Origin of the sequence: Sphingobium sp. EM0848, from assembly GCF_013375555.1 — a bacterium.
In the GTDB taxonomy this organism is placed as follows: Bacteria; Pseudomonadota; Alphaproteobacteria; order Sphingomonadales; family Sphingomonadaceae; genus Sphingobium.
This window is the reverse complement of the sequence record NZ_JABXWB010000001.1, coordinates 740697-758289: the sequence shown is the minus strand read 5'-3', so window position 1 is coordinate 758289 and position 17593 is coordinate 740697. Positions and strand designations below refer to the sequence as shown.

Annotated in this window: 16 protein-coding genes; 10 read left to right on the top strand and 6 right to left on the bottom strand. The window is 61.6% G+C overall.

All coding sequences use genetic code 11. The features are described from left to right. Window positions 1–400: 400 nt before the first annotated feature. Together HUK73_RS03595 and HUK73_RS26510 are read right to left on the bottom strand one after the other, a co-directional pair. The gene (locus HUK73_RS03595) at window positions 401–1660 is read right to left on the bottom strand and encodes a transposase (RefSeq protein WP_218036416.1); all 1260 of its coding nucleotides are present in this window, start codon (window positions 1658–1660) and stop codon (window positions 401–403) included. Continuing rightward, on the bottom strand, window positions 1648–2031 hold the full coding sequence (locus HUK73_RS26510; protein ID WP_218036415.1) for a hypothetical protein: 384 nt from the start codon (window positions 2029–2031) through the stop codon (window positions 1648–1650). Before HUK73_RS26510 ends, HUK73_RS03595 begins: the two co-directional genes overlap by 13 nt. Window positions 2032–2379: 348 nt before the next feature. Here HUK73_RS26510 and HUK73_RS03590 point away from each other — a divergent pair, with 348 nt between their 5' ends. Continuing rightward, window positions 2380–2844 carry an SRPBCC domain-containing protein gene (locus HUK73_RS03590; RefSeq protein WP_176590676.1) on the top strand — a complete coding sequence of 155 codons (465 nt, stop codon included), beginning with the start codon at window positions 2380–2382 and terminating at the stop codon, window positions 2842–2844. Between the two features lie 117 nt (window positions 2845–2961). Here HUK73_RS03590 and HUK73_RS03585 read toward each other — a convergent pair whose 3' ends face one another. From HUK73_RS03585 to HUK73_RS03575, 3 genes are all read right to left on the bottom strand, one after another. Further along, window positions 2962–3324 (bottom strand): hypothetical protein, encoded by a 363-nt coding sequence (locus HUK73_RS03585; RefSeq protein ID WP_176590675.1) that lies wholly within the window; start codon window positions 3322–3324, stop codon window positions 2962–2964. A gap of 287 nt (window positions 3325–3611) precedes the next feature. After that, window positions 3612–4211, bottom strand: a complete 600-nt coding sequence (locus tag HUK73_RS03580; protein WP_255326187.1) for an alpha-ketoglutarate-dependent dioxygenase AlkB — start codon at window positions 4209–4211, stop codon at window positions 3612–3614. Window positions 4212–4230: 19 nt separating this feature from the next. Then, window positions 4231–4656: an SOS response-associated peptidase family protein gene (locus tag HUK73_RS03575; protein WP_176590674.1), complete on the bottom strand. Its 426-nt coding sequence runs from the start codon at window positions 4654–4656 to the stop codon at window positions 4231–4233. A gap of 152 nt (window positions 4657–4808) precedes the next feature. On the opposite strand from HUK73_RS03575, the gene HUK73_RS03570 reads away from it, so the two are divergent. The 5 genes from HUK73_RS03570 to HUK73_RS03550 all read left to right on the top strand — a co-directional run bounded on the left by HUK73_RS03570 (window position 4809) and on the right by HUK73_RS03550 (window position 11707). Further along, on the top strand, window positions 4809–5432 hold the full coding sequence (locus HUK73_RS03570; RefSeq protein ID WP_176590673.1) for an SOS response-associated peptidase: 624 nt from the start codon (window positions 4809–4811) through the stop codon (window positions 5430–5432). After that, window positions 5429–5848 (top strand): DUF1810 domain-containing protein, encoded by a 420-nt coding sequence (locus HUK73_RS03565; RefSeq protein WP_176590672.1) that lies wholly within the window; start codon window positions 5429–5431, stop codon window positions 5846–5848. The genes HUK73_RS03570 and HUK73_RS03565 overlap by 4 nt, the downstream gene beginning before the upstream one ends. 84 nt (window positions 5849–5932) lie before the next feature. Beyond that, complete coding sequence (locus HUK73_RS03560) at window positions 5933–6709, top strand: ImuA family protein (protein ID WP_176590671.1); 777 nt, start codon at window positions 5933–5935, stop codon at window positions 6707–6709. Beyond that, window positions 6627–8444, top strand: a complete 1818-nt coding sequence (locus HUK73_RS03555) for a DUF6504 family protein (RefSeq protein WP_176590670.1) — start codon at window positions 6627–6629, stop codon at window positions 8442–8444. The genes HUK73_RS03560 and HUK73_RS03555 overlap by 83 nt, the downstream gene beginning before the upstream one ends. Further along, the gene (locus tag HUK73_RS03550) at window positions 8444–11707 is read left to right on the top strand and encodes an error-prone DNA polymerase (RefSeq protein ID WP_176590669.1); all 3264 of its coding nucleotides are present in this window, start codon (window positions 8444–8446) and stop codon (window positions 11705–11707) included. The genes HUK73_RS03555 and HUK73_RS03550 overlap by 1 nt, the downstream gene beginning before the upstream one ends. Before the next feature lie 18 nt (window positions 11708–11725). On the opposite strand, the gene HUK73_RS03545 is transcribed toward HUK73_RS03550, so the two are convergent. Then, complete coding sequence (locus HUK73_RS03545; protein WP_176590668.1) at window positions 11726–12199, bottom strand: hypothetical protein; 474 nt, start codon at window positions 12197–12199, stop codon at window positions 11726–11728. Between the two features lie 433 nt (window positions 12200–12632). Here HUK73_RS03545 and HUK73_RS03540 point away from each other — a divergent pair, with 433 nt between their 5' ends. From HUK73_RS03540 to HUK73_RS03525, 4 genes are all read left to right on the top strand, one after another. Further along, complete coding sequence (locus HUK73_RS03540) at window positions 12633–13082, top strand: MarR family winged helix-turn-helix transcriptional regulator (RefSeq protein ID WP_255326184.1); 450 nt, start codon at window positions 12633–12635, stop codon at window positions 13080–13082. A gap of 214 nt (window positions 13083–13296) precedes the next feature. After that, window positions 13297–13845 (top strand): RNA polymerase sigma factor, encoded by a 549-nt coding sequence (locus HUK73_RS03535; RefSeq protein ID WP_176590667.1) that lies wholly within the window; start codon window positions 13297–13299, stop codon window positions 13843–13845. A 28-nt stretch (window positions 13846–13873) separates the two neighbouring features. Then, window positions 13874–14884, top strand: a complete 1011-nt coding sequence (locus HUK73_RS03530) for a FecR domain-containing protein (RefSeq protein WP_255326183.1) — start codon at window positions 13874–13876, stop codon at window positions 14882–14884. Window positions 14885–15049: 165 nt separating this feature from the next. Next, window positions 15050–17590: a TonB-dependent receptor gene (locus tag HUK73_RS03525; protein WP_176590666.1), complete on the top strand. Its 2541-nt coding sequence runs from the start codon at window positions 15050–15052 to the stop codon at window positions 17588–17590. Window positions 17591–17593 lie beyond the last annotated feature (3 nt).

Below are 17593 nucleotides of genomic sequence, written 5' to 3'. Positions count from 1 at the left end.
TCATTCGCAGTATCGATTGATGCACTACCGTTGAGCCGTGCCACAATCTGCATCCTGACTACTGTCTCTATGACCAATTACCATGTCGCCTGGGCATCGCCTCAAAAAGCAGGCAATCAGGTTTCAGGATCATCATTGTGTCTTTGGAACGGCAAAAAGTGGCGTTGCCGTCGCCGCATATACGTCGATCTGGGTACTGCGAATGTCGGCTTTCTCGAGTCGACGATTCTCAAGCCGCCCTTCGCAAAAGTCCCAAGCTTAGCCGCGCCGCGAAGCCACCAAAAATGACCGACAATGCGCGACCAGCATTAGCGCGATGGGTGCGCCTAACCATCCATGCCCCTTTTTTTTCAGCCGATTGCACGTCCCTAACCCGTAACCGGGGCAGATTCCCGTGCGCTCAGGCTGGCGCGTTCCGGACGAGGTCGGGTAGCCATTGGACATGTGGGGCACCGGGGACAGCGAAGCGGTCGCCGAGGAATTGGTAGAAAGAGATGCGCAGCTTGGCGCATGTCTTGAGCAGGCCAATCATGGTGTCGCGAGCGATCCTTCCGGCCTGGCTGACGGTGCCGCCGGAGATTTTGCGCTTGGTGACGAAGGCGCGGATGTCGTTTTCCGAGCCATTGGTATGCAGCGGGATTTCCGGACGCTCAAGGACGCGCAGCAACTGTGCCTTGTGGCGATGGAGGCGCGTGAGCAGCCGGTCCAGCATGACATAGCCGGTACGCCTGGTGAAAATACGGTCGAAGCGGGCCCGCAGGGCTCTGGCTCGTTTGGGATCGGGATAGCGCTGCCATGCCTTGAGGTCGGCATAAAGCCACCAGATCAGCGTCCGTTTGAGTTCGACGGCATCACGATCTTTCTTCGAGCTGGGCTGGAGCTTGTGCACCAGCCGCTCGCAATGGACCCAGCACAGAGCATGATTGTCTCCGACCCGGAACTGGCCGGCACCATCGGAGACGATCGCCGTGTCGCCCAGCAAGCCTTGCTCGCTGATGGCACCCCACAGGGCACTTTCGGTAGCGACCTTGACCGGATCGGGCTGGACGTTGAGCTTGTCGAAGCCCAGCGCCGCAAGGTGGGCAGCCCAGGCCTCGGCACAAGCGAAGCGCTTGTCACCATGGCTTGCAAGGGCATCGATCTGGGCCGCAGCCATGTTCATCTCGCGCATCCGGGCCACTGCCACGTCATTGACGACATGCTCGCTGCGCCCGGCCTGGAGCAGACCCAGAAAGGCGGCACGGGACTTGGACACGCCACTCCGGAACACCGCAAAGCGCTGGTCACCCAGTTGCGTGACATAGCCATTGCGCCGGGCATGGGGAGCGCTGGTGTCATCGACACTGATCCACCGGGCGGTCTCCAGTCCTGTGCGCAAAACGGCCTGATCTTCAGCCACCAGGGCTTCAAGTCCCCTGCTCAGAAGGCGAACAACTTGCCGCTTGGAGATGTGCAGACCCATCCCGTTCAAGATGGCTGTCAGCCGTTCACTCGTCATCTGCCCCTGGAAGTGACCTGCGGCAATGAAGCGGCGAAGCTCGGGGCCAAAACCACCCAGAATGCCCGGCGGTAAAGGTGCTATAATCCGCTCGCCCGCCGCCGTCTCCCAGCGTTCCCGGCGATAGCGCACCACCTCGACGCTGATCTTCAGATCCTGCACCAGCACGTCTTCGTAGCCGCGAAACCTCGATCCAGCAGGGCATTGGCCTTCAGTTTCACTTCTGACGTTACAGCCAGTTTGGCACGCACCGATCCCCGGCCGCGTTTACGGCCTTTCTTGCTCTTCGGCTTCGATATTGCCTGCTCCATGCCCGACGGCTTCGCCTTGAACTTCGGTCGCGGCGGTAGCCCTTTCAGCCGGGCGATCTCGTCCTTCAGCGCGAGATTCTCGGCCTTCAGTTCGGCATTCTCTATCGTCAGACGCTCAACCGTCTCCTGAAGCGTGCCGACCTGCGCCGCCAGCGCACCGACCACACGGCGTAAATCGGCAAAACCGCCATCGTCGTCAGGGCCAGATCCACCAGAAGTCATCCAAAGTGTGAATCAGATCGAAAGCGATTTGTACATCCCCATGCCCGGAAATCTGCCCCGGGTACCCCTAACCCTAGGCTTTCTTGCTTGCATCACGACCGCTTGATTGTCCTGCGCTCGAACCCATATCCGGTTAACGTTCAACAACGGAAAGGAGGTGGTCAGATGTCTCATTGTCAAACGCCGCGCGCGGCAGAGAGTCTGGGCATGGCCTCCGCGGGGGTCAGGCTCTAAGCCTGCCGCACAAGGCACAGACAATGGATAGGCCGCCCTTCACAAGGCGGCCTATCGTTTATCTGCTGTTCCCGAGTTGCCGATTGCCGTCCCCTCCCCTTACAGGTCGGCATTATGTCCGACTCGCAGACCCATAGAGCTTCCCGCACCATTCTCGCGTCTCCGCGCGCCATCTATCGGGCTTTCCTGGACGCGGAAGCCGTCGCGTCCTGGCGTCCGCCCAGTGGCATGACAGCTCGCATCGAACGCTTTGTTCCGAAGATTGGCGGAGGCTATCGCATGGCCTTCGTCTACTCGGAGGGGAGCGCTGAAGGGAAGAGCGGGGATGGTGAGGACGTTTTCGAAGGTGAGTTCGTCGATCTCATTCCTGACCAGAAGATCGTCGAGACGGTAACGTTTCAAAGCGATGACCCAGCCTTTGCCGGAACCATGACGGTCACCACCACGATCGAGCGTGAAAAAGGAAACAGCAGCAAGGTCACCTTCCTCGCAGAGAACGTGCCTCCTGGTATCTCCGAGACCGATCACCGGGAGGGCATGTCGTCCAGTTTGCGCAATCTGGCCAATCTCGTCGAGTGAGGCATTTCCGCGGTCGGGCGGGTTGAAGGTGAGCGGCCTTTCGTTGCCGCAGTCGAGGACACCAGCGATCTCATCGTTCCAATGACTCGATAGCAAACGTCCCGGCGGCTGTTTTGATCATTTGCGCAATGTCGCCCGGCGTTGCGCGGTCTTCAGCAGATTGGGATCATGCTCCGGCCGGTTCCACCGCGCGGCCGGCCCAAGCTCCAGGAGATGCTCGGCATGCGTCAGGAAGGTGAACACCCGGTTCGTAACCTCGATCATCAACCCCTTCATCTCAACGTCGGATATCCGCGAAAGGTCGTTCCAGGGAATTTCTCCATAGGGCGTCACCACTTTGACGTCGCTATAATCCCCTGTCGCCGAACTGGGCGTCACGCCGGAATGCAAATCTTCCAGACAGCTGGTGCGCACGCATTGCTCTACCAGGGCCAGCGCGAAATAGGCTCGTTCATCGTCGGTCCCATTTTCTTGGCGCATGATGACCTCCAAGGCTCGTCACGATCGAAATACCGGATAGACGCTGACATTGCATCTGGTGCGGTTTGGGCATGAGGTCACCGCAACCGCCGGGCTTCATGATAGCCGGGGCAACGCTGTCCGACCAGCGAGCTGTGAAGCGCTCCTGCCTGGAGAAACGGCCCGCCAACCGGGGGGATGGTTGACGGGCCGCAATATCATCGAACCGCCTAAGCGGGGGGCAAATGAAGCGGTCCGATGCGTGAGTAACTGGTGAACAGGAGGGAGGTTCCAGGCGAGGTGCCTTTCTATTGCCGCTCTGGGGGCCATAGCTTCAGGCTGCGAAATGTCAGGGACCAGCGCAACGCCTCCATAGGGACGATGCTGTGCTCCCAATCATGCCGCGCTTCGCCGCTCAAATGGTAAATGGAGCGCGGTAAGAGCGGCGCATTTGCGCGTCTGAACCCTGCCTCCATCCGTCGCCGGAAGCGCATGGTGGCCGGCTCACCCAGCGAAACCCCAATCACATGCTCAAAAGCGGGGCGATCACGATGCCAGCCGATCCCTGCGCCCGGATCATAGCGGATCAGCAGCAGCTGCTCGAGATCGTCCGGCGCCAGGCCCGCGAATCGCGCCGCGCGCGCCTTGAGGGGCGTAACCCATTCCGGAATAGGCTCGGTCGGCGCGAAGACGCCGGTCTGAAAATCATAGCTCCACCCGAAGCTTTTGGTCAGCCGCTTGCCGGTCCACCGTTGGAAAAGAAAGGGCGTCAGGCCCGCACGATCGATCCCGGTCATCAAGGCGCGCTCTTCGTCGGCCGTGATGAAATCGTCCTGCTGGCGCAACCCGGGCAGCACCGGATCATCCCGATGGCGAGTGGGTAGCGGCAAATCGAGTGGAAGCATCATGGTCATCGGATCATGCCGATCAAAGGGCAAAGTTCGTCTGCACGGGCTTCGTGAGGATTTCCTCGATCGTGAAGATGTCGCCCGGCGGCGTCGCCAACAGTTCCTCCTCGGGCACCGTGAAATCCAGCCATTGCATGACCTGCCGCCGCTCGATGATCGCGCCGTGCCGGCTCTGGTAGCGGATGACATCGGGGTTCGCGTCGACCGTAAGGATGCGGTAACTGACCGGCCAGTCGCCCATGGGCGGCTCCCAGATGGCGGCGAGATAGAAGAAATTGCCGTCTTCCCGGAAGGCCCGGAATTTCTTCTCGCCGTTACGGATGTGGAATTCCGACGCCGGGACGAGGCAGCGATTGCTCGGGAAGTTTTTCCCTTCCGACCGGATGAACTCGTAGGAGACGCCATCGCTGAAACGCGGGTTGGAACCCCAGGCCGCCTCGATCATCTCAATCTCTTGGCAATCATCGGGGTTGCGCCGGATAATGGCACGGCGACTTCCGAGAGCGTCGGAGTCGAAGGGTGTTGCTTTCGAGTCCATGATGAGAACATATAGCGAACGATTGAGAAGGGCAAGCTGAAGCGACTTGCGGAGGATTCATGTGCAATGATTATCGCCTGAAGGTCGACATTGCCTCGATCGTCGAGGATTTCGAGGACCTCAAGATCAAGATCAAGATGCCCGATGGCAAGCCCAATGTGCCGGCGCGCGATGATATCAGGATGACCGACATGGCGCCGATCGTGCGCAGCGTCGAAGGCGAGCGAGGTATGGGCGAACTGGTCAACCGGCGATGGAGTTGGCCGGGAAACAACGGAAAGCCCGTCTATAATTTCCGGTCCGAAGGCCGGGCGTTCAAATCGCATCGCGCCCTCATCCTGGCTGACGGCTTCTACGAGTTTACCGACCCTGTCGTCCCTCGCCCCAAGGACAAGCGGCTCGACAAATGGCTTTTCACCATGAAAGACCATGACTGGTTCTGCATCGCTGGCATCTGGCGGGAGAGCCCGGCAGGCGAGGCGTTCACGATGCTCACCATGGATGCCGGCCCCGATGTTGCCCCCTATCACCATCGCCAGATCATCCCTCTCACCCGCGACCAGTGGGTCGACTGGCTCGATCCCACCGTCCCGGCGAAAGACGTGCTGGGCTGGCTGAAGCAGGGTAACCTGCCGGTGATCCAGGTCTATGGCGCGCCGCCCGCGCAGCAGGCGCTCCTATGACCGCTGACGCAACGCTTGCCCGCTTTGTCGAGGCGCAGGCCAAAAGCTACGACACAGCGCTTGCCGAGATCAGGGCCGGCGCGAAGCGCAGCCATTGGATGTGGTTCATTTTTCCGCAGCTTCGCGGCCTCGGCCACAGCCCGACCGCGCATTATTATGGGATCGCCTCGCTCGCCGAAGCCCGCGCGTATCTCGATCATCCGGTGCTGGGTCCGCGCTATCTGGAATGCGTGAAAGCGCTTCAGGGACTGACGAACAGTGACCCGGTCGCCGTCTTCGGTTCGGTTGACGCGATGAAACTGCGCTCGTCCCTGACGCTTTTCGAGGCGGCCAGAACATCATCGCTCATCGACGATGCCCTCGAACGTTGGTTCGATGGCGAGCGCGATGCCAGCACGCTCCGCCTCCTCGCCTAAGCCTCGGACGAACCGAGATTCATGCCGCTTGACGAATCCTGAGACTCAAATGAACATATAGGGAACATTTGAGTCGTTGTTCCCATGTCCGTTTGTCCCTCTCCCCTCGACCAGAACCGGGTCGATCAGCTTGCCGTGCTTCGTGCACAGCTGGCGAATGCTCGCGCAGAACGCGGGCCGGCGCTGCCCTTCGGGCTGCCCGCGATTGACGAGCGCCTGGCCGATCATGGCCTTGACGGCGCGGGCCTGCATGAGGTCGCGGCCGCGTCGGCCAGCTTCAATGATGATGCCTGCGCCACCCTGTTCACCGCCGGGATCGCCGCGCGTTTTGCCGCAGAACCTGGCTTCACCATCCTCTGGGCCGTGACGCGGTTCGACCTTTATGCGCCGGGCTTGGAGCAGATTGGGCTCGGCCCCGACAAGATTCTCTATGCGCAGGGTCGCAAGGATGCCGAAGTTCTGGCGCTTGCCGAAGATGGCCTTCGCGACGGGTCTCTCGCCTGCGTCGTCGCTGAGGTAAAAGTCGCCGACCAAACCGCCACCCGCCGGCTTCAGCTGGCAGCATCTGACGGCAAGACGCCGATGCTGCTCTTCCGCCGCCACCGCCATCGCGACCGTTGCCCCTTGAGCGGCCTTTCCTCGGCCATGACGCGCTGGCGCATCGGCACCGCGCCTTCGAGCCCCCTCCCCCATGCCGGCCTTGGCCGACCGCGCTGGGCGGTTGAGCTGGTCCGCCAACGGAACGGCAATCCTTTCTCTCTGGAAATCGAGGCGTGTGATGACACGGGTTGCCTCGCTCTACCTGCCGCAGCTCCCGATAGAGCGGTTGCGGCAGCTGGAGCGGCCCACCAGGCTGCCTGAGCCGGCCCCGACACCGGTCGCCCCGCGTTTCCCGCCGCCGATCGACGATACCCCAGGCGCCTGTTCTGTCCCCAAGGCGGGCGGCTGGCGTCCCGGCGCGCGCTGGGCGCGCGACGGCACGCTGGGAAGCAAGCCCACCCAGGCGGATCTCGAGGCGCTCCCGGCCCATCAACGCCCGACGATGCGCGAGATGGGGCGACGCAGCGAGTCGACGGAACATCCTTTCAAGACCATGCCGGCCAATGCAGGAGGCAGCAGCCGAGCTTCCGCCACTGCTCTCAGCTGGGCAACGCTCTGGGGTCAACCCATGATCCTGATCGCCCGGTCCGGGCAGCGGGACATCGTGACCTCGGCCTGTCCGGTCGCCCAAGACCTCAGACTTCGTCCCGGCATGGCCGCCGCCCATGCGCGCGCTCTGGTGACCGACCTTGAGGTGCGTGACGCTGAGCCGGATGCCGATCAGGCCTGGCTCGACCGGCTGGCGCTGCACGCGGTCGCCCATTGGACGCCCACGGCCTGCATCTCAGGCGCAGACGGGCTGTGGCTTGATTTGACCGGCACCACCCATTTGTTCGGCGGTGAGCAGCGTTTCTGCCGAAGGCTACTGGGCTTTCTCAAGCGCCTGGGATTCACCGCCCGCATCGCGATCGCCGGCACGCCCGGCGCTGCCTTCGCGCTCGCGCGCTACGGCAGCGAGGCTGTCACCATTCTGGCGGAGGGCAGCGAGACCCAGGCCATTGCTGATCTCCCGCTCTCCGCGCTGAGGCTAGAGCCGGGGGTACTCGAAGCCGCCGCCCGCTTCGGCCTGGAACGCATCGCCGACCTCTATCCCATGCCCCGCGGACCAATGGCCCGCCGACTCGGCCTGACCACAGTGCGACGGCTCGATCAGGCGCGCGGAATGATCGCCGAACCCATCGTTCCCGTCATCCCCTTCGAGGCGCCCCATGTGGAGCGGCGGCTCCTCGAACCGATCGGTACGGCGGAGACCATCAACCAGGTGATCAGTGATCTGGTCGACGATCTGGTGGCCCTGCTGATGGAGCGCGGCCTTGGCCTGCGTGCCGCACATCTCGCCTGTCAGATTGTCGACGGGAGCGAGCAGCGCGTCGCGATCGGCACCGCCAGGGCCACGCGTGATGCAAAGCATCTCAAGCGAATGCTCACCATGCGGGTGGAGAGGATCGACCCCGGCCTCGGCATCGAGGTAATGAGGCTGGGTGCCCCGCACGTCGAGGAATTGAAGGCGCAGATGCTGGAGGCCGGCCTTATCACCGGCGACCGCGCGCCTGACATCGCACCGCTTGTCGATCAGCTTGCCGGCCGGATCGATCCTGATACGCCCTTCCGTCTCTCCTCCCACGAAAGCGATGTGCCCGAGCGCGCGGTGCGGCGTGTAAGTCCCTTGGCAAAGCCGAAGGGCTGGCCGGGCTGGAAACGGCCGGTACGGATGCTTAAAAAGCCGGAGCTTCTCTCCAATGTCGTGGCGCTGCTGCCCGACCATCCGCCCCGGCGCTTCGTCTGGCGGGGCAAGCCTTATCGCGTGATCGCCGGCGATGGCCCGGAGCGCATCCATGGCGAGTGGTGGCGCAATGCCCAGGAGATGTGGGCGGTCAGGGACTATTTCCGGGTCGAGGCAGAGGGTGGCGAGCGTTTCTGGCTGTTCCGCCGGGGCGATGGCGTCGACGAGCAGACGGGGAATCTCAGCTGGTTCATGCATGGGGTCTTTGGCTGATGGCCCGCTATGTCGAACTCCAGGTGACGAGCCACTTCTCCTTTCTGCGCGGCGCCTCCTCTCCCGAGCAATTGTTCTCGGCCGCCGCCTTGCTCGGTCACAAGGCGCTCGGCCTTGCCGATTGGGGTAGCGTCGCGGGCGTGGTGCGCGGCTGGGACGCGCAGAAGGCGACTAGCGTCCGGATGATCGCAGGCGCGCGGATCGATCTCACCGATGGCCGCGCCCTGCTCCTCTATCCGACCGATCGCCCCGCCTGGTCCCGCCTCACCCGGCTGCTCTCGATCGGCAAGGCGCGCGGCGGCAAGGGCTGCTGCCTCCTCGACTGGGCCGACGTCACCGCTCATGCCGAGGGACAGATTGCCATCCTCGTGCCCGATGAGCCGGACAGCGTCACGCGCGCCCACCTGGACGACGTCCGAACGGCGTTCGGATCGCGCGCCCATATGGCGCTCGCGCTGCGCCGCCGCCCCGACGACATCGCCCGCCTTCACAAGCTGGATGCCATGGCGAGGGCCACTGGCGTGCGCAGCGTCGCGACCGGCGACATCCTCTACCATTCACCCGATTTCCGGCCGCTCCAGGATGTGATGACCGCGATCCGCGAGAAGACGACGATCGATGGCCTGGGGTTCAGGCGCGAGCGCTACATGGATCGGAACCTCAAATTGCCTGAGGAGATGGAGCGGCGCTTTTCGGCCTTTCCCGATGCGATCCAGGCGAGCGCTGACATCGCCGACCGATGCCGGTTCGATCTGGGCGAAATCCAGTATCAATATCCCTATGAGCAGGTGATGGAGGGCCGCACCGCGCAGCAGGCACTCGCGGCCCTGACAAGCCAGGCCGCAGCCCGGATGTTTCCCGACGGCCTGCCGACGCCCTATACCAAGCAGATCCACCATGAACTGCGATTGATCGACCAGCTCGGTTACGCACCCTATTTTCTGACGGTACATTCGATTGTCGCGGAAAGCCGTCGGCGCGGCATTCTTTGCCAGGGTCGCGGGTCGGCGGCGAACAGCTGTGTGTGCTATATGCTCGGCATCACCTCGATCGATCCGATCAAGCATGAGTTGCTGTTCGAACGGTTCGTCTCGGGCGAGCGCAAGGAGCCGCCCGATATCGACGTCGATTTCGAGCACGAACGGCGTGAAGAGATCATCCAGTGGATCTATGAGACCTATGGCCGCACCCGCTCGGCGCTGACGGCCGTGGTCACCCGTTATCGCACGCGCGGCGCGGTCGCGGAGGTGGGCAAGGCGCTGGGGCTCCCCCGTGATCTTACCAAGATGCTGACCGGCCTCGTCTGGGGCTGGTCGATGGACGGCATCACCGATGAGCAGATTGCGAGCGTCAATTTGAATGCCGATGACCATCGGCTCAAGCTGACGCTGGAACTGTCCCGCCAACTCATCGGCACACCGCGCCATCTATCCCAACATCCCGGTGGCTTCGTGCTCACCCAGGATCGTCTCGACGATCTCGTACCTATCGAACCAGCGCGGATGGAAGATCGCCAAATCATAGAATGGGACAAGGATGACATTGATGCGCTGAAATTCATGAAGGTCGACGTGCTGGGCCTCGGCATGCTGGGCTGCATGAACCGCGCCTTCAACCTGCTCGAGGAGCATAAGGGCGTCCGAGTCGGCATGGCCGATCTTCAGGACGATGATCCCGCCGTCTATGCCATGATCCAGCGGGCCGATACGCTGGGCGTCTTCCAGATCGAGAGCCGCGCGCAGATGTCGATGCTGCCGCGGATCAAGCCCAAGGAATTCTACGATCTCGTCATCGAGGTCGCGATCGTCCGTCCCGGCCCGATCCAGGGCGACATGGTCCATCCCTATCTGCGCCGCCGGGAAGGCAAGGAGGTGCCTGAATATCCCAAGCCTGAGCTCGAAGCGGTCCTCAAGAAGACGCTGGGCGTACCGCTCTTCCAGGAACAGGCGATGAAGGTCGCGATCGTGGGTGCCGGGTTCACGCCCGCCGAGGCCGATCAGCTTCGCCGCGCGATGGCCACCTTCAAGCTCACCGGCGGGGTCAGCCACTTCTACGACAAGCTGGTGAATGGCATGATCGCGCGGGGATACCCCAAGGATTTTGCCGAGCGGACCTTCAAGCAGATCGAGGGGTTCGGCAGCTACGGCTTTCCTGAAAGCCATGCGGCGAGCTTCGCCAAGATCGCCTATGCCTCCTGTTGGATGAAGCATCATCATCCCGATGTCTTCTGTGCCGCACTCTTGAACGCCCAGCCCATGGGTTTCTACGCGCCCGCCCAGATCGTGCACGATGCGCGCAATCATGGCGTCGAGGTCCGGCCGGTCTCGATCAATCATAGCCACTGGGATTGCTCGCTCGAACCGGCGCGCGGGCAATATCTGGCGGTGCGCCTGGGGTTCCGGCAGGTGCGAGGACTCGCCAATCTCCATGGCGCCGCCATCGTCGGTGCGCGCGGCCCTGCCCCGTTCGAGAGCGTCGAGGAGGTCTGGCGCCGCGCGGGCGTGCCGCGCGCCGCGATCGAGCGGCTTGCCGAGGCCGACGCCTTTGCCTGCATCGCGCAGGATCGGCGTCAGGGCCTGTGGAAGGTCAAGGGCCTGGGCGAAGCACCCCTTCCCCTCTTCGCGGCCGCGGACGCGCGCGAGGGCAAATTCTCGCCCGAAGGCCGGGAGGTTCCGGTTACCCTCCAATCCATGACCGAAGGCCGCGAGGTGGTGGAAGATTATCGCTCGCTCCAGCTCTCGCTTCGCAATCATCCGCTGAGCTTCCTGCGCCCCCAGCTCGACGCCATGCGGATCGCGCGCTGCGCCGACCTCAAGTCGATCCGCAATGGTCGCAATATCGAGGTGGCCGGCGTCATACTGGTGCGTCAGCGGCCTGGCTCAGCGAAGGGCGTATTATTCGTCACCATCGAGGACGAAACCGGGGTCGCCCAAGGCATTCTGTGGCCCGATCGGTTCGAAATCTACCGGCGGCAGGTCATGTCCGCCTCCATGATCGCGATGCGCGGACGGCTCCAGAAAGAAGGCGAGGTTATTCACATCATCTGCGATCGGATCATCGACCATGACGAGATGCTGCGCTCCGTGGGCCGCATGGACTTCAATGTCGCGCCGGGTCGGGGCGACGGCGCGAGCCATGACGGTGGTCCTGATCCGCGCGATCCGGCCTTCCCCAACGGGCGGACGCTTGGGTCACCGCCCTATCGTAATGCACCAGCGGCGCCGGACGACATTCTGCCGATTCGGAGCCATGACTTTCATTAAACGCGAACCAACGGCGGGCTATGCACGAATGGGAACTGCTGCCTGCGGGCTGGAGCCCTTTGCGGCCGCGTACCGTGCCATCCGGCTTTCCTGCTCCTGCTCAAGGGCACGCAGCCTCGCCCAGGCTCGGACAATCCTTTGGGCCTGGTGCAGATCGACCGGACATAGGACGATGGGAAGCGTTCTGGGACCATTATGAATGAGCCGAACGAAGGCGTCCCGTTCGCCAGGTGTCAGTCGGTCGATCCCGGACATGACGACCATCCGCGGCTTATCCTGGGTGAACAGCAAATGCTGCTCAGGCGTCACCACCTGGCTGAGGTGAATGTTGATGAGCTGAAGCCCAAGCTCCTCGGCGATCGGCCGGAGTTCATCACCCGGCACCCGCCCCGGGACCGCCAGAAAGATGAACGCCTTGGGCTTATCCGTTTCCGCAGACCATAGCTGCATGAGTTGCCGACGAAGATCTTTGGGCGAGGCAACGGCGGACATTTGATACCTTGTAGTGGAAGCGCGAGCCCAGATGCCGCCTGACCGGGTGAGCGTCAACTCCTCTGGATCAAGGTGCCCTCCGTCCCGCGATAAGGCGACGCTGCAGCGCTGCATCGAGAATGGACGCAAACGAATCCTCGCCGCGCTTTTGGCGCACGAATCTACAAGATGACCGGCTGAAAAGTGCGATCATTCGCTGATCGAACGCCGGAGAACCGCATGGAATATATAACGAATATATTGCAAATATCTTTTGAATATCAAAGCATTCAATAACAAACTCATTCGAATTTCCACCGAACCATTGTCGACTAAACCGATCAAACACTAACCACCTAATCATAGCGATCAGGAAATATTGCCCAATTGTAACCAAAATCATTTTCAACAATTTATCGTGAATGGAACATGATCAAGAAAAGGAACATTGCCGATGATGCATGAGACAAATTGGTCAACATTTGCACTCGACCGTATTGCGATGACGAATCTCGCATCGAAAGCGCATCATCTCATGATGCTGCGGTTCGGAAGGGATCTGTTCTCGGCACCGGCGTTCGAAATGCTGCTCGATCTCTATCTCCGCCCCCGACCCAGGTCATTGACTGCGCTGACGGCTGCCTCCAGCCAATCGGAGCGCAATTCCCAAAGGATCATTCATCGAATGGTCGAGGTTGGCCTTTTGCAATGCTATCGAGATCCCAAAGACGGACGCCGAAAAATCGTCGAATTGACCCCAGAGGCGATTGAGGAGCTGGACAGCTTTTTCGATCAGCTCGTTACGCTCGCACAGCAAAATCCGACCCGGACAAAGGCAGCGCTCGGTAATGGCGGCCCATTGGCGCATGAAAGAGGCCTGAAAAACTCAGGCTTGCAAGCGTAAGAAAATTGAAGCAACTTCATGACGCAACGTGGAAAATTGGCTGGGACCCGTTGCAGGATTAACCTACCAGGCATGACAAGGAGCCCATCCCTGATGGTTGGGCTCAGGCATTGGACAGATAGACCCGCCGCCGATCGGTGGCCTTGTCATGTTATCAAGAAATGTTCACCTTCATTCAATCCGCGTCGCGGATCGTCCGGCAGCATCTTGACCCATGCTGCCACATCGGAATCGGGCAAGGGCCAGCAGCAGCCCTGCCGACGCGACTGCTGATGCAGATGGGTTCGATCAAGTCTACCGGATCGAGGCTCCACGATTGCGGCGCTTTCTCAAGCGTCGGATCTGGGCGGAAGAGGATCGAAACGATATCGTTCAGGAGGCATTTCTGCGGCTCGTGGCCTCGCCCTCGGGTGCAGCCCGAGCAAACCCGGGCGCCTATCTGCATGGCATCGTGCGCCATCTTCTGGCAGACAGGGTTCGAGCATGGGCAAGGTCTGAGCGATCCAGCCAAATGGAGATCGGAGGCGGAATGGAACCGATAGCACCGGACGTAGCCGCCGAGGTCAGCGATATGCGCGAGCGCTATCGCAAGGCGATCGACGGGCTTCCGCCCAAGACAAAGGAAGTGTATTTGCTGCATCGGGCGGAAGAATTCGGATATCGTCAAATCGCCGATCAACTTGGCATCAGCATTCGAACCGTGGAGTGGCATGTGGCCCAGGCAATCGTGCGCATAAGCAAATCCATTGGCTTCGATGCCTGAGACCGGCATGTCATCGGAGCCTGAGCGTATGGACCAGCTTCTTGAGGAAGCGAGCTTGTGGTTCGCGCGGATGCGCGGTCCGGACGCCGAGACGTATCGCCCGGAGTTCGAGAAATGGCTCTCGCTGGGAGCCGCCCATCTGGGAGCTTATAATCGAGCCGGCGAAATCTTCGCCATCGGGCGATTTCTGGCCCATGAAAAGTCCACGGCTCCTGCCAGCACCCCTTACGTCCCGGAAACGCCGTGGCGCATCTACGCGATTTCCGCCGCCCTGGTCCTCGCTCTGGGGGTTGCGGGCTGGGTCGGTTTCAGCCGCCCCCGCCCCGATCGCGCCCCGCAGACGTTGATGTCGAAGGTGGCCATCGGCGACAGCCGCTCCTATTCCACGGTCGGTGCAACCAGACGCAGCGTGAAGCTGCCCGATGGTTCCGTGGTCGCGCTCGAAGCGGACACGATAGTGCGCACGCAATATGACGCAGACCGGCGCGAATTGCGACTGGAGCGCGGCAGTGCCCGATTCGATGTCGCGCATGAGCGGAGGCCGTTCACCGTGTCCGCCGGCGGCGGACGTGTCACGGCGCGCGGCACGCTCTTTGATGTCAGCCTGACCTCGCCCGGGCGCGTTGTCGTCCGCCTGCTGCGGGGCGCGATCGATGTTGAGCGACCCGCGCGATCTTCTGGCCAACCGGTCCATTCCACCGTCACGAGGTTAAGCATTGGCGATGAACTGAGTTTCGCGCTACCGGTTCAGCGGCTTGGCGCGACGGAAGCAGGATCGGGACTCCCAGCGACAGACAATCAGCCCGAATTTTCGCTGGTGCGTGAGTTTGATGGCGCGCCTCTGTCTGCTGTCGTGTCGGAAACGAACCGCGATTCCCTGACCGCGATTCGCCTGGCCGATCCTTCGATCGGCAATCTCAAGGTTTCAGGCCGTTTCCGCGTTGACAGCCCGGAGCAGGTTGCCGGTCGGCTGGCTTCACTCTTCGATCTCGAAGCCAAGCGTGAAACCCCGAACATGATCGTTCTTCGCCGGCGGTAAAGGCCGGTGACATTTATTTGAAAGGCGACCCCGTAGATTGCACTTTTGTTGCGATGCACTCCGTGAGGTCCCGCCAAAAGGGCGGGAAATGAGCGGGGGCCGGTGATGGTGCGTATGCGGAACAAGCTTAAAATCCAACTGCTTCTTGCGGTTGCAGCAGTACAAGTGACCAGTGTGCCCGGTGCGTTCGCGCAGGCGACCAGTGCCCAGGAATATAACCTTCCCGCGGACGACCTGGGGAACTCGCTCCGGGCCGTCAGCCGCCTTTCCGGGCGCGAAATCATCTTCGATACCGATGCCGTCGCGGGCAAGCGGGCGCCCCGGCTCCACGGGCGATTTGGCGCCGACGAGGCTGTGCAGCTCCTCCTTCGCGGATCGGATCTTGTCGCAGACTTTCAAAAGGACGTGATCCTGATCCGGGGGCGATCGGAAGCGTCGGGTCTTCCTTCAGATCCGGCGAATGTAGTCGAGCTGTTCGTGACCGGATCGCGCATTCGGGGGAGTGAACCGGTTTCACAGATTATCTCCGCGACCCGGAGCGACATCGTGCGGCGGGGCCGATCCGACCTTGGCGCCTATGTCCGCGACCTGCCACAGAATTACAGTGGGGGCCAGAATCCGGGCGTGGTGGGTGCCGGCGCACAGGGTGGCAATGAAAATCTGACCTCCTCCTCCACGCTCAATCTCCGGGGGCTGGGCGCTGATGCGACGCTGACGCTCGTGAACGGCCACCGCATTGCCTATGACGGCGTGTCGCAGGGTGTCGATATATCGTCTATTCCGCTCGCAGCGGTCGACCGGATCGAGATTGTCGCGGACGGCGCGTCGGCACAGTACGGATCGGACGCGGTTGCGGGTGTCGCCAACATCATCCTGCGACGAGACTTTGAGGGACTTTGGACCTCCGCGCGGCTGGGAACCACGACAAGAGGCGCCGGCACCGAGCAGCAATATAGCGCTGTCACTGGAACAAAATGGTCGACCGGCGGCATACTCGCCACGGCCGACTATCGCCACTCGACCGGCATCAGAGCTGGCCAGAGATCGTTCGCTGATGCCGTCGACGGCTCAGCGACCCTCATCCCGCGACAACGCCAGATCAGCGCCATATTGTCTGGGCATCAGGAATTCGGCGACGCCCTGACCTTTGAGTTTGACGGGCAGTATAGCAACCGCCGGTCGACGCTCTACCTGCCCAGTTTCGTGGATCAGGACATCTTCACCAACGGAGTCGTCACCCGGCCTCTGGTCAAAACCTTCTCCGTTTCCCCCTCGCTGCGCATTCGCCTGGGGGCCGGATGGGAAGCCCGGCTCAACGGCACTTACGGGATGAGCACCAGCCGCGTGCCCGGCGACACCTACACGAATGGCAGCCTTAACGTTCATCGCGACGTCCGATACAAAAACGGGACCAAAGGCGCCGAAGCCTTTGCGGAAGGGCCTCTGCTCACTCTGCCTGGCGGCGACGTCCGACTGGCGCTCGGCGGTGGATATCGATCCGTCAGCCTGAAGACCGATAGCTCACAGACGACCGGGACGACCGTGACCCCGATCCAGTCTTTCGATCGCCATCGGGACGTTGCCTATGCATTCGGAGAAATCGCGGTTCCGATTGTGGGAGAGGGAAACAGCCTTCCACTTATCCACTCCCTGCTGCTGACCGGCGCCTTGCGATATGAGAAGCATTATGATGTCGGTAGCATCGCGGCGCCCAAGATCGGCGTCGTTTATCGCCCCGACCGCTCTGTCGCGCTGCGCGCAAACTGGGGAAAGTCCTTCAAGGCTCCAACGCTCTACGATCAGTCCAGAGGCTATCAAACACTGCTGCTGCCCGCCTCCTTCTTCGGTAGCGGGACTGCACCGACTGACAGCGTCCTTTATGCGGCCGACGGGAATGACACCCTAAAGCCCGAACGAGCGACGACATGGTCCGTGACCGTCGAACTAACGCCACAATTTCTCGACGGACTGAAGGTCGAGGGGAGCTATTTCAACATCCGATACGGCAACCGCGTTGGAACTCCGATAAGTTCGCTTTTTGGCGCGCTCTCGAACCTTGCGTTCAGTCCGTTCATTCAGAACCAGCCGTCTGGTGCTGCCATTGATGCAGCGACGTACGCCGCCCTGTTTGGATTGGAGAACTTTACCGGACGTGCCTATGATCCCGCCACGGTCATCGCGATCATCGACAACCGGCTCCAGAATATCTCTACGCAATCAGCCGACGGCTTTGACCTAGCAGTGAACTACAGCCTCACGCTCGGGAAGGCTGACAAGCTCAATCTGACTGGCTCTGCCAGCTATCTCAAAAGTGAACTCCAGCTTGTGTCCGGGCAAACGGCTATCCAGAAGGCCGGCACGATCTTCAATCCACCGCACTGGCGAGCTCAAGCCGGCGGGACCTGGGATCATGAGCCTTTCAGCGTCTCGATCTTTGGAAGCTATATCGGCGGAACATTGGATAACCGCCGCGCTCCCAACGTCCGCGTCGGATCCTTCTTCTCGGTCGATATGGTAGCCCAATGGCACAGCAGCGCCCAAATGGGTCCACTCCAGGACGTGGATGCGACCCTCTCATTGTCCAACATCTTCGACCGTGGGCCCTCCCGCATTCGCAGCGCGAGCAGCGTCGATCCGGGGTTCGATTCGACAAATTATCCGGCGACGGGACGCGCCGTCAGTCTCACCCTTTCGAAAAAGTGGTAAAAA

Bases quoted from the DNA above. Each gene is read 5' to 3' on its own strand.
- HUK73_RS03545 (WP_176590668.1), bottom strand. From the start codon at position 12,199: ATGTCCGCCGTTGCCTCGCCCAAAGATCTTCGTCGGCAACTCATGCAG.
- HUK73_RS03575 (WP_176590674.1), bottom strand. From the start codon at position 4,656: ATGATCGAGGCGGCCTGGGGTTCCAACCCGCGTTTCAGCGATGGCGTC.
- HUK73_RS03530 (WP_255326183.1), top strand. From the start codon at position 13,874: ATGGACCAGCTTCTTGAGGAAGCGAGCTTGTGGTTCGCGCGGATGCGC.
- HUK73_RS03580 (WP_255326187.1), bottom strand. From the start codon at position 4,211: ATGATGCTTCCACTCGATTTGCCGCTACCCACTCGCCATCGGGATGAT.
- HUK73_RS03560 (WP_176590671.1), top strand. From the start codon at position 5,933: ATGTCCGTTTGTCCCTCTCCCCTCGACCAGAACCGGGTCGATCAGCTT.
- HUK73_RS03535 (WP_176590667.1), top strand. From the start codon at position 13,297: ATGCTGCCACATCGGAATCGGGCAAGGGCCAGCAGCAGCCCTGCCGAC.
- HUK73_RS26510 (WP_218036415.1), bottom strand. From the start codon at position 2,031: ATGACTTCTGGTGGATCTGGCCCTGACGACGATGGCGGTTTTGCCGAT.
- HUK73_RS03585 (WP_176590675.1), bottom strand. From the start codon at position 3,324: ATGCGCCAAGAAAATGGGACCGACGATGAACGAGCCTATTTCGCGCTG.
- HUK73_RS03540 (WP_255326184.1), top strand. From the start codon at position 12,633: ATGATGCATGAGACAAATTGGTCAACATTTGCACTCGACCGTATTGCG.
- HUK73_RS03590 (WP_176590676.1), top strand. From the start codon at position 2,380: ATGTCCGACTCGCAGACCCATAGAGCTTCCCGCACCATTCTCGCGTCT.
- HUK73_RS03550 (WP_176590669.1), top strand. From the start codon at position 8,444: ATGGCCCGCTATGTCGAACTCCAGGTGACGAGCCACTTCTCCTTTCTG.
- HUK73_RS03570 (WP_176590673.1), top strand. From the start codon at position 4,809: ATGTGCAATGATTATCGCCTGAAGGTCGACATTGCCTCGATCGTCGAG.
- HUK73_RS03555 (WP_176590670.1), top strand. From the start codon at position 6,627: ATGACACGGGTTGCCTCGCTCTACCTGCCGCAGCTCCCGATAGAGCGG.
- HUK73_RS03565 (WP_176590672.1), top strand. From the start codon at position 5,429: ATGACCGCTGACGCAACGCTTGCCCGCTTTGTCGAGGCGCAGGCCAAA.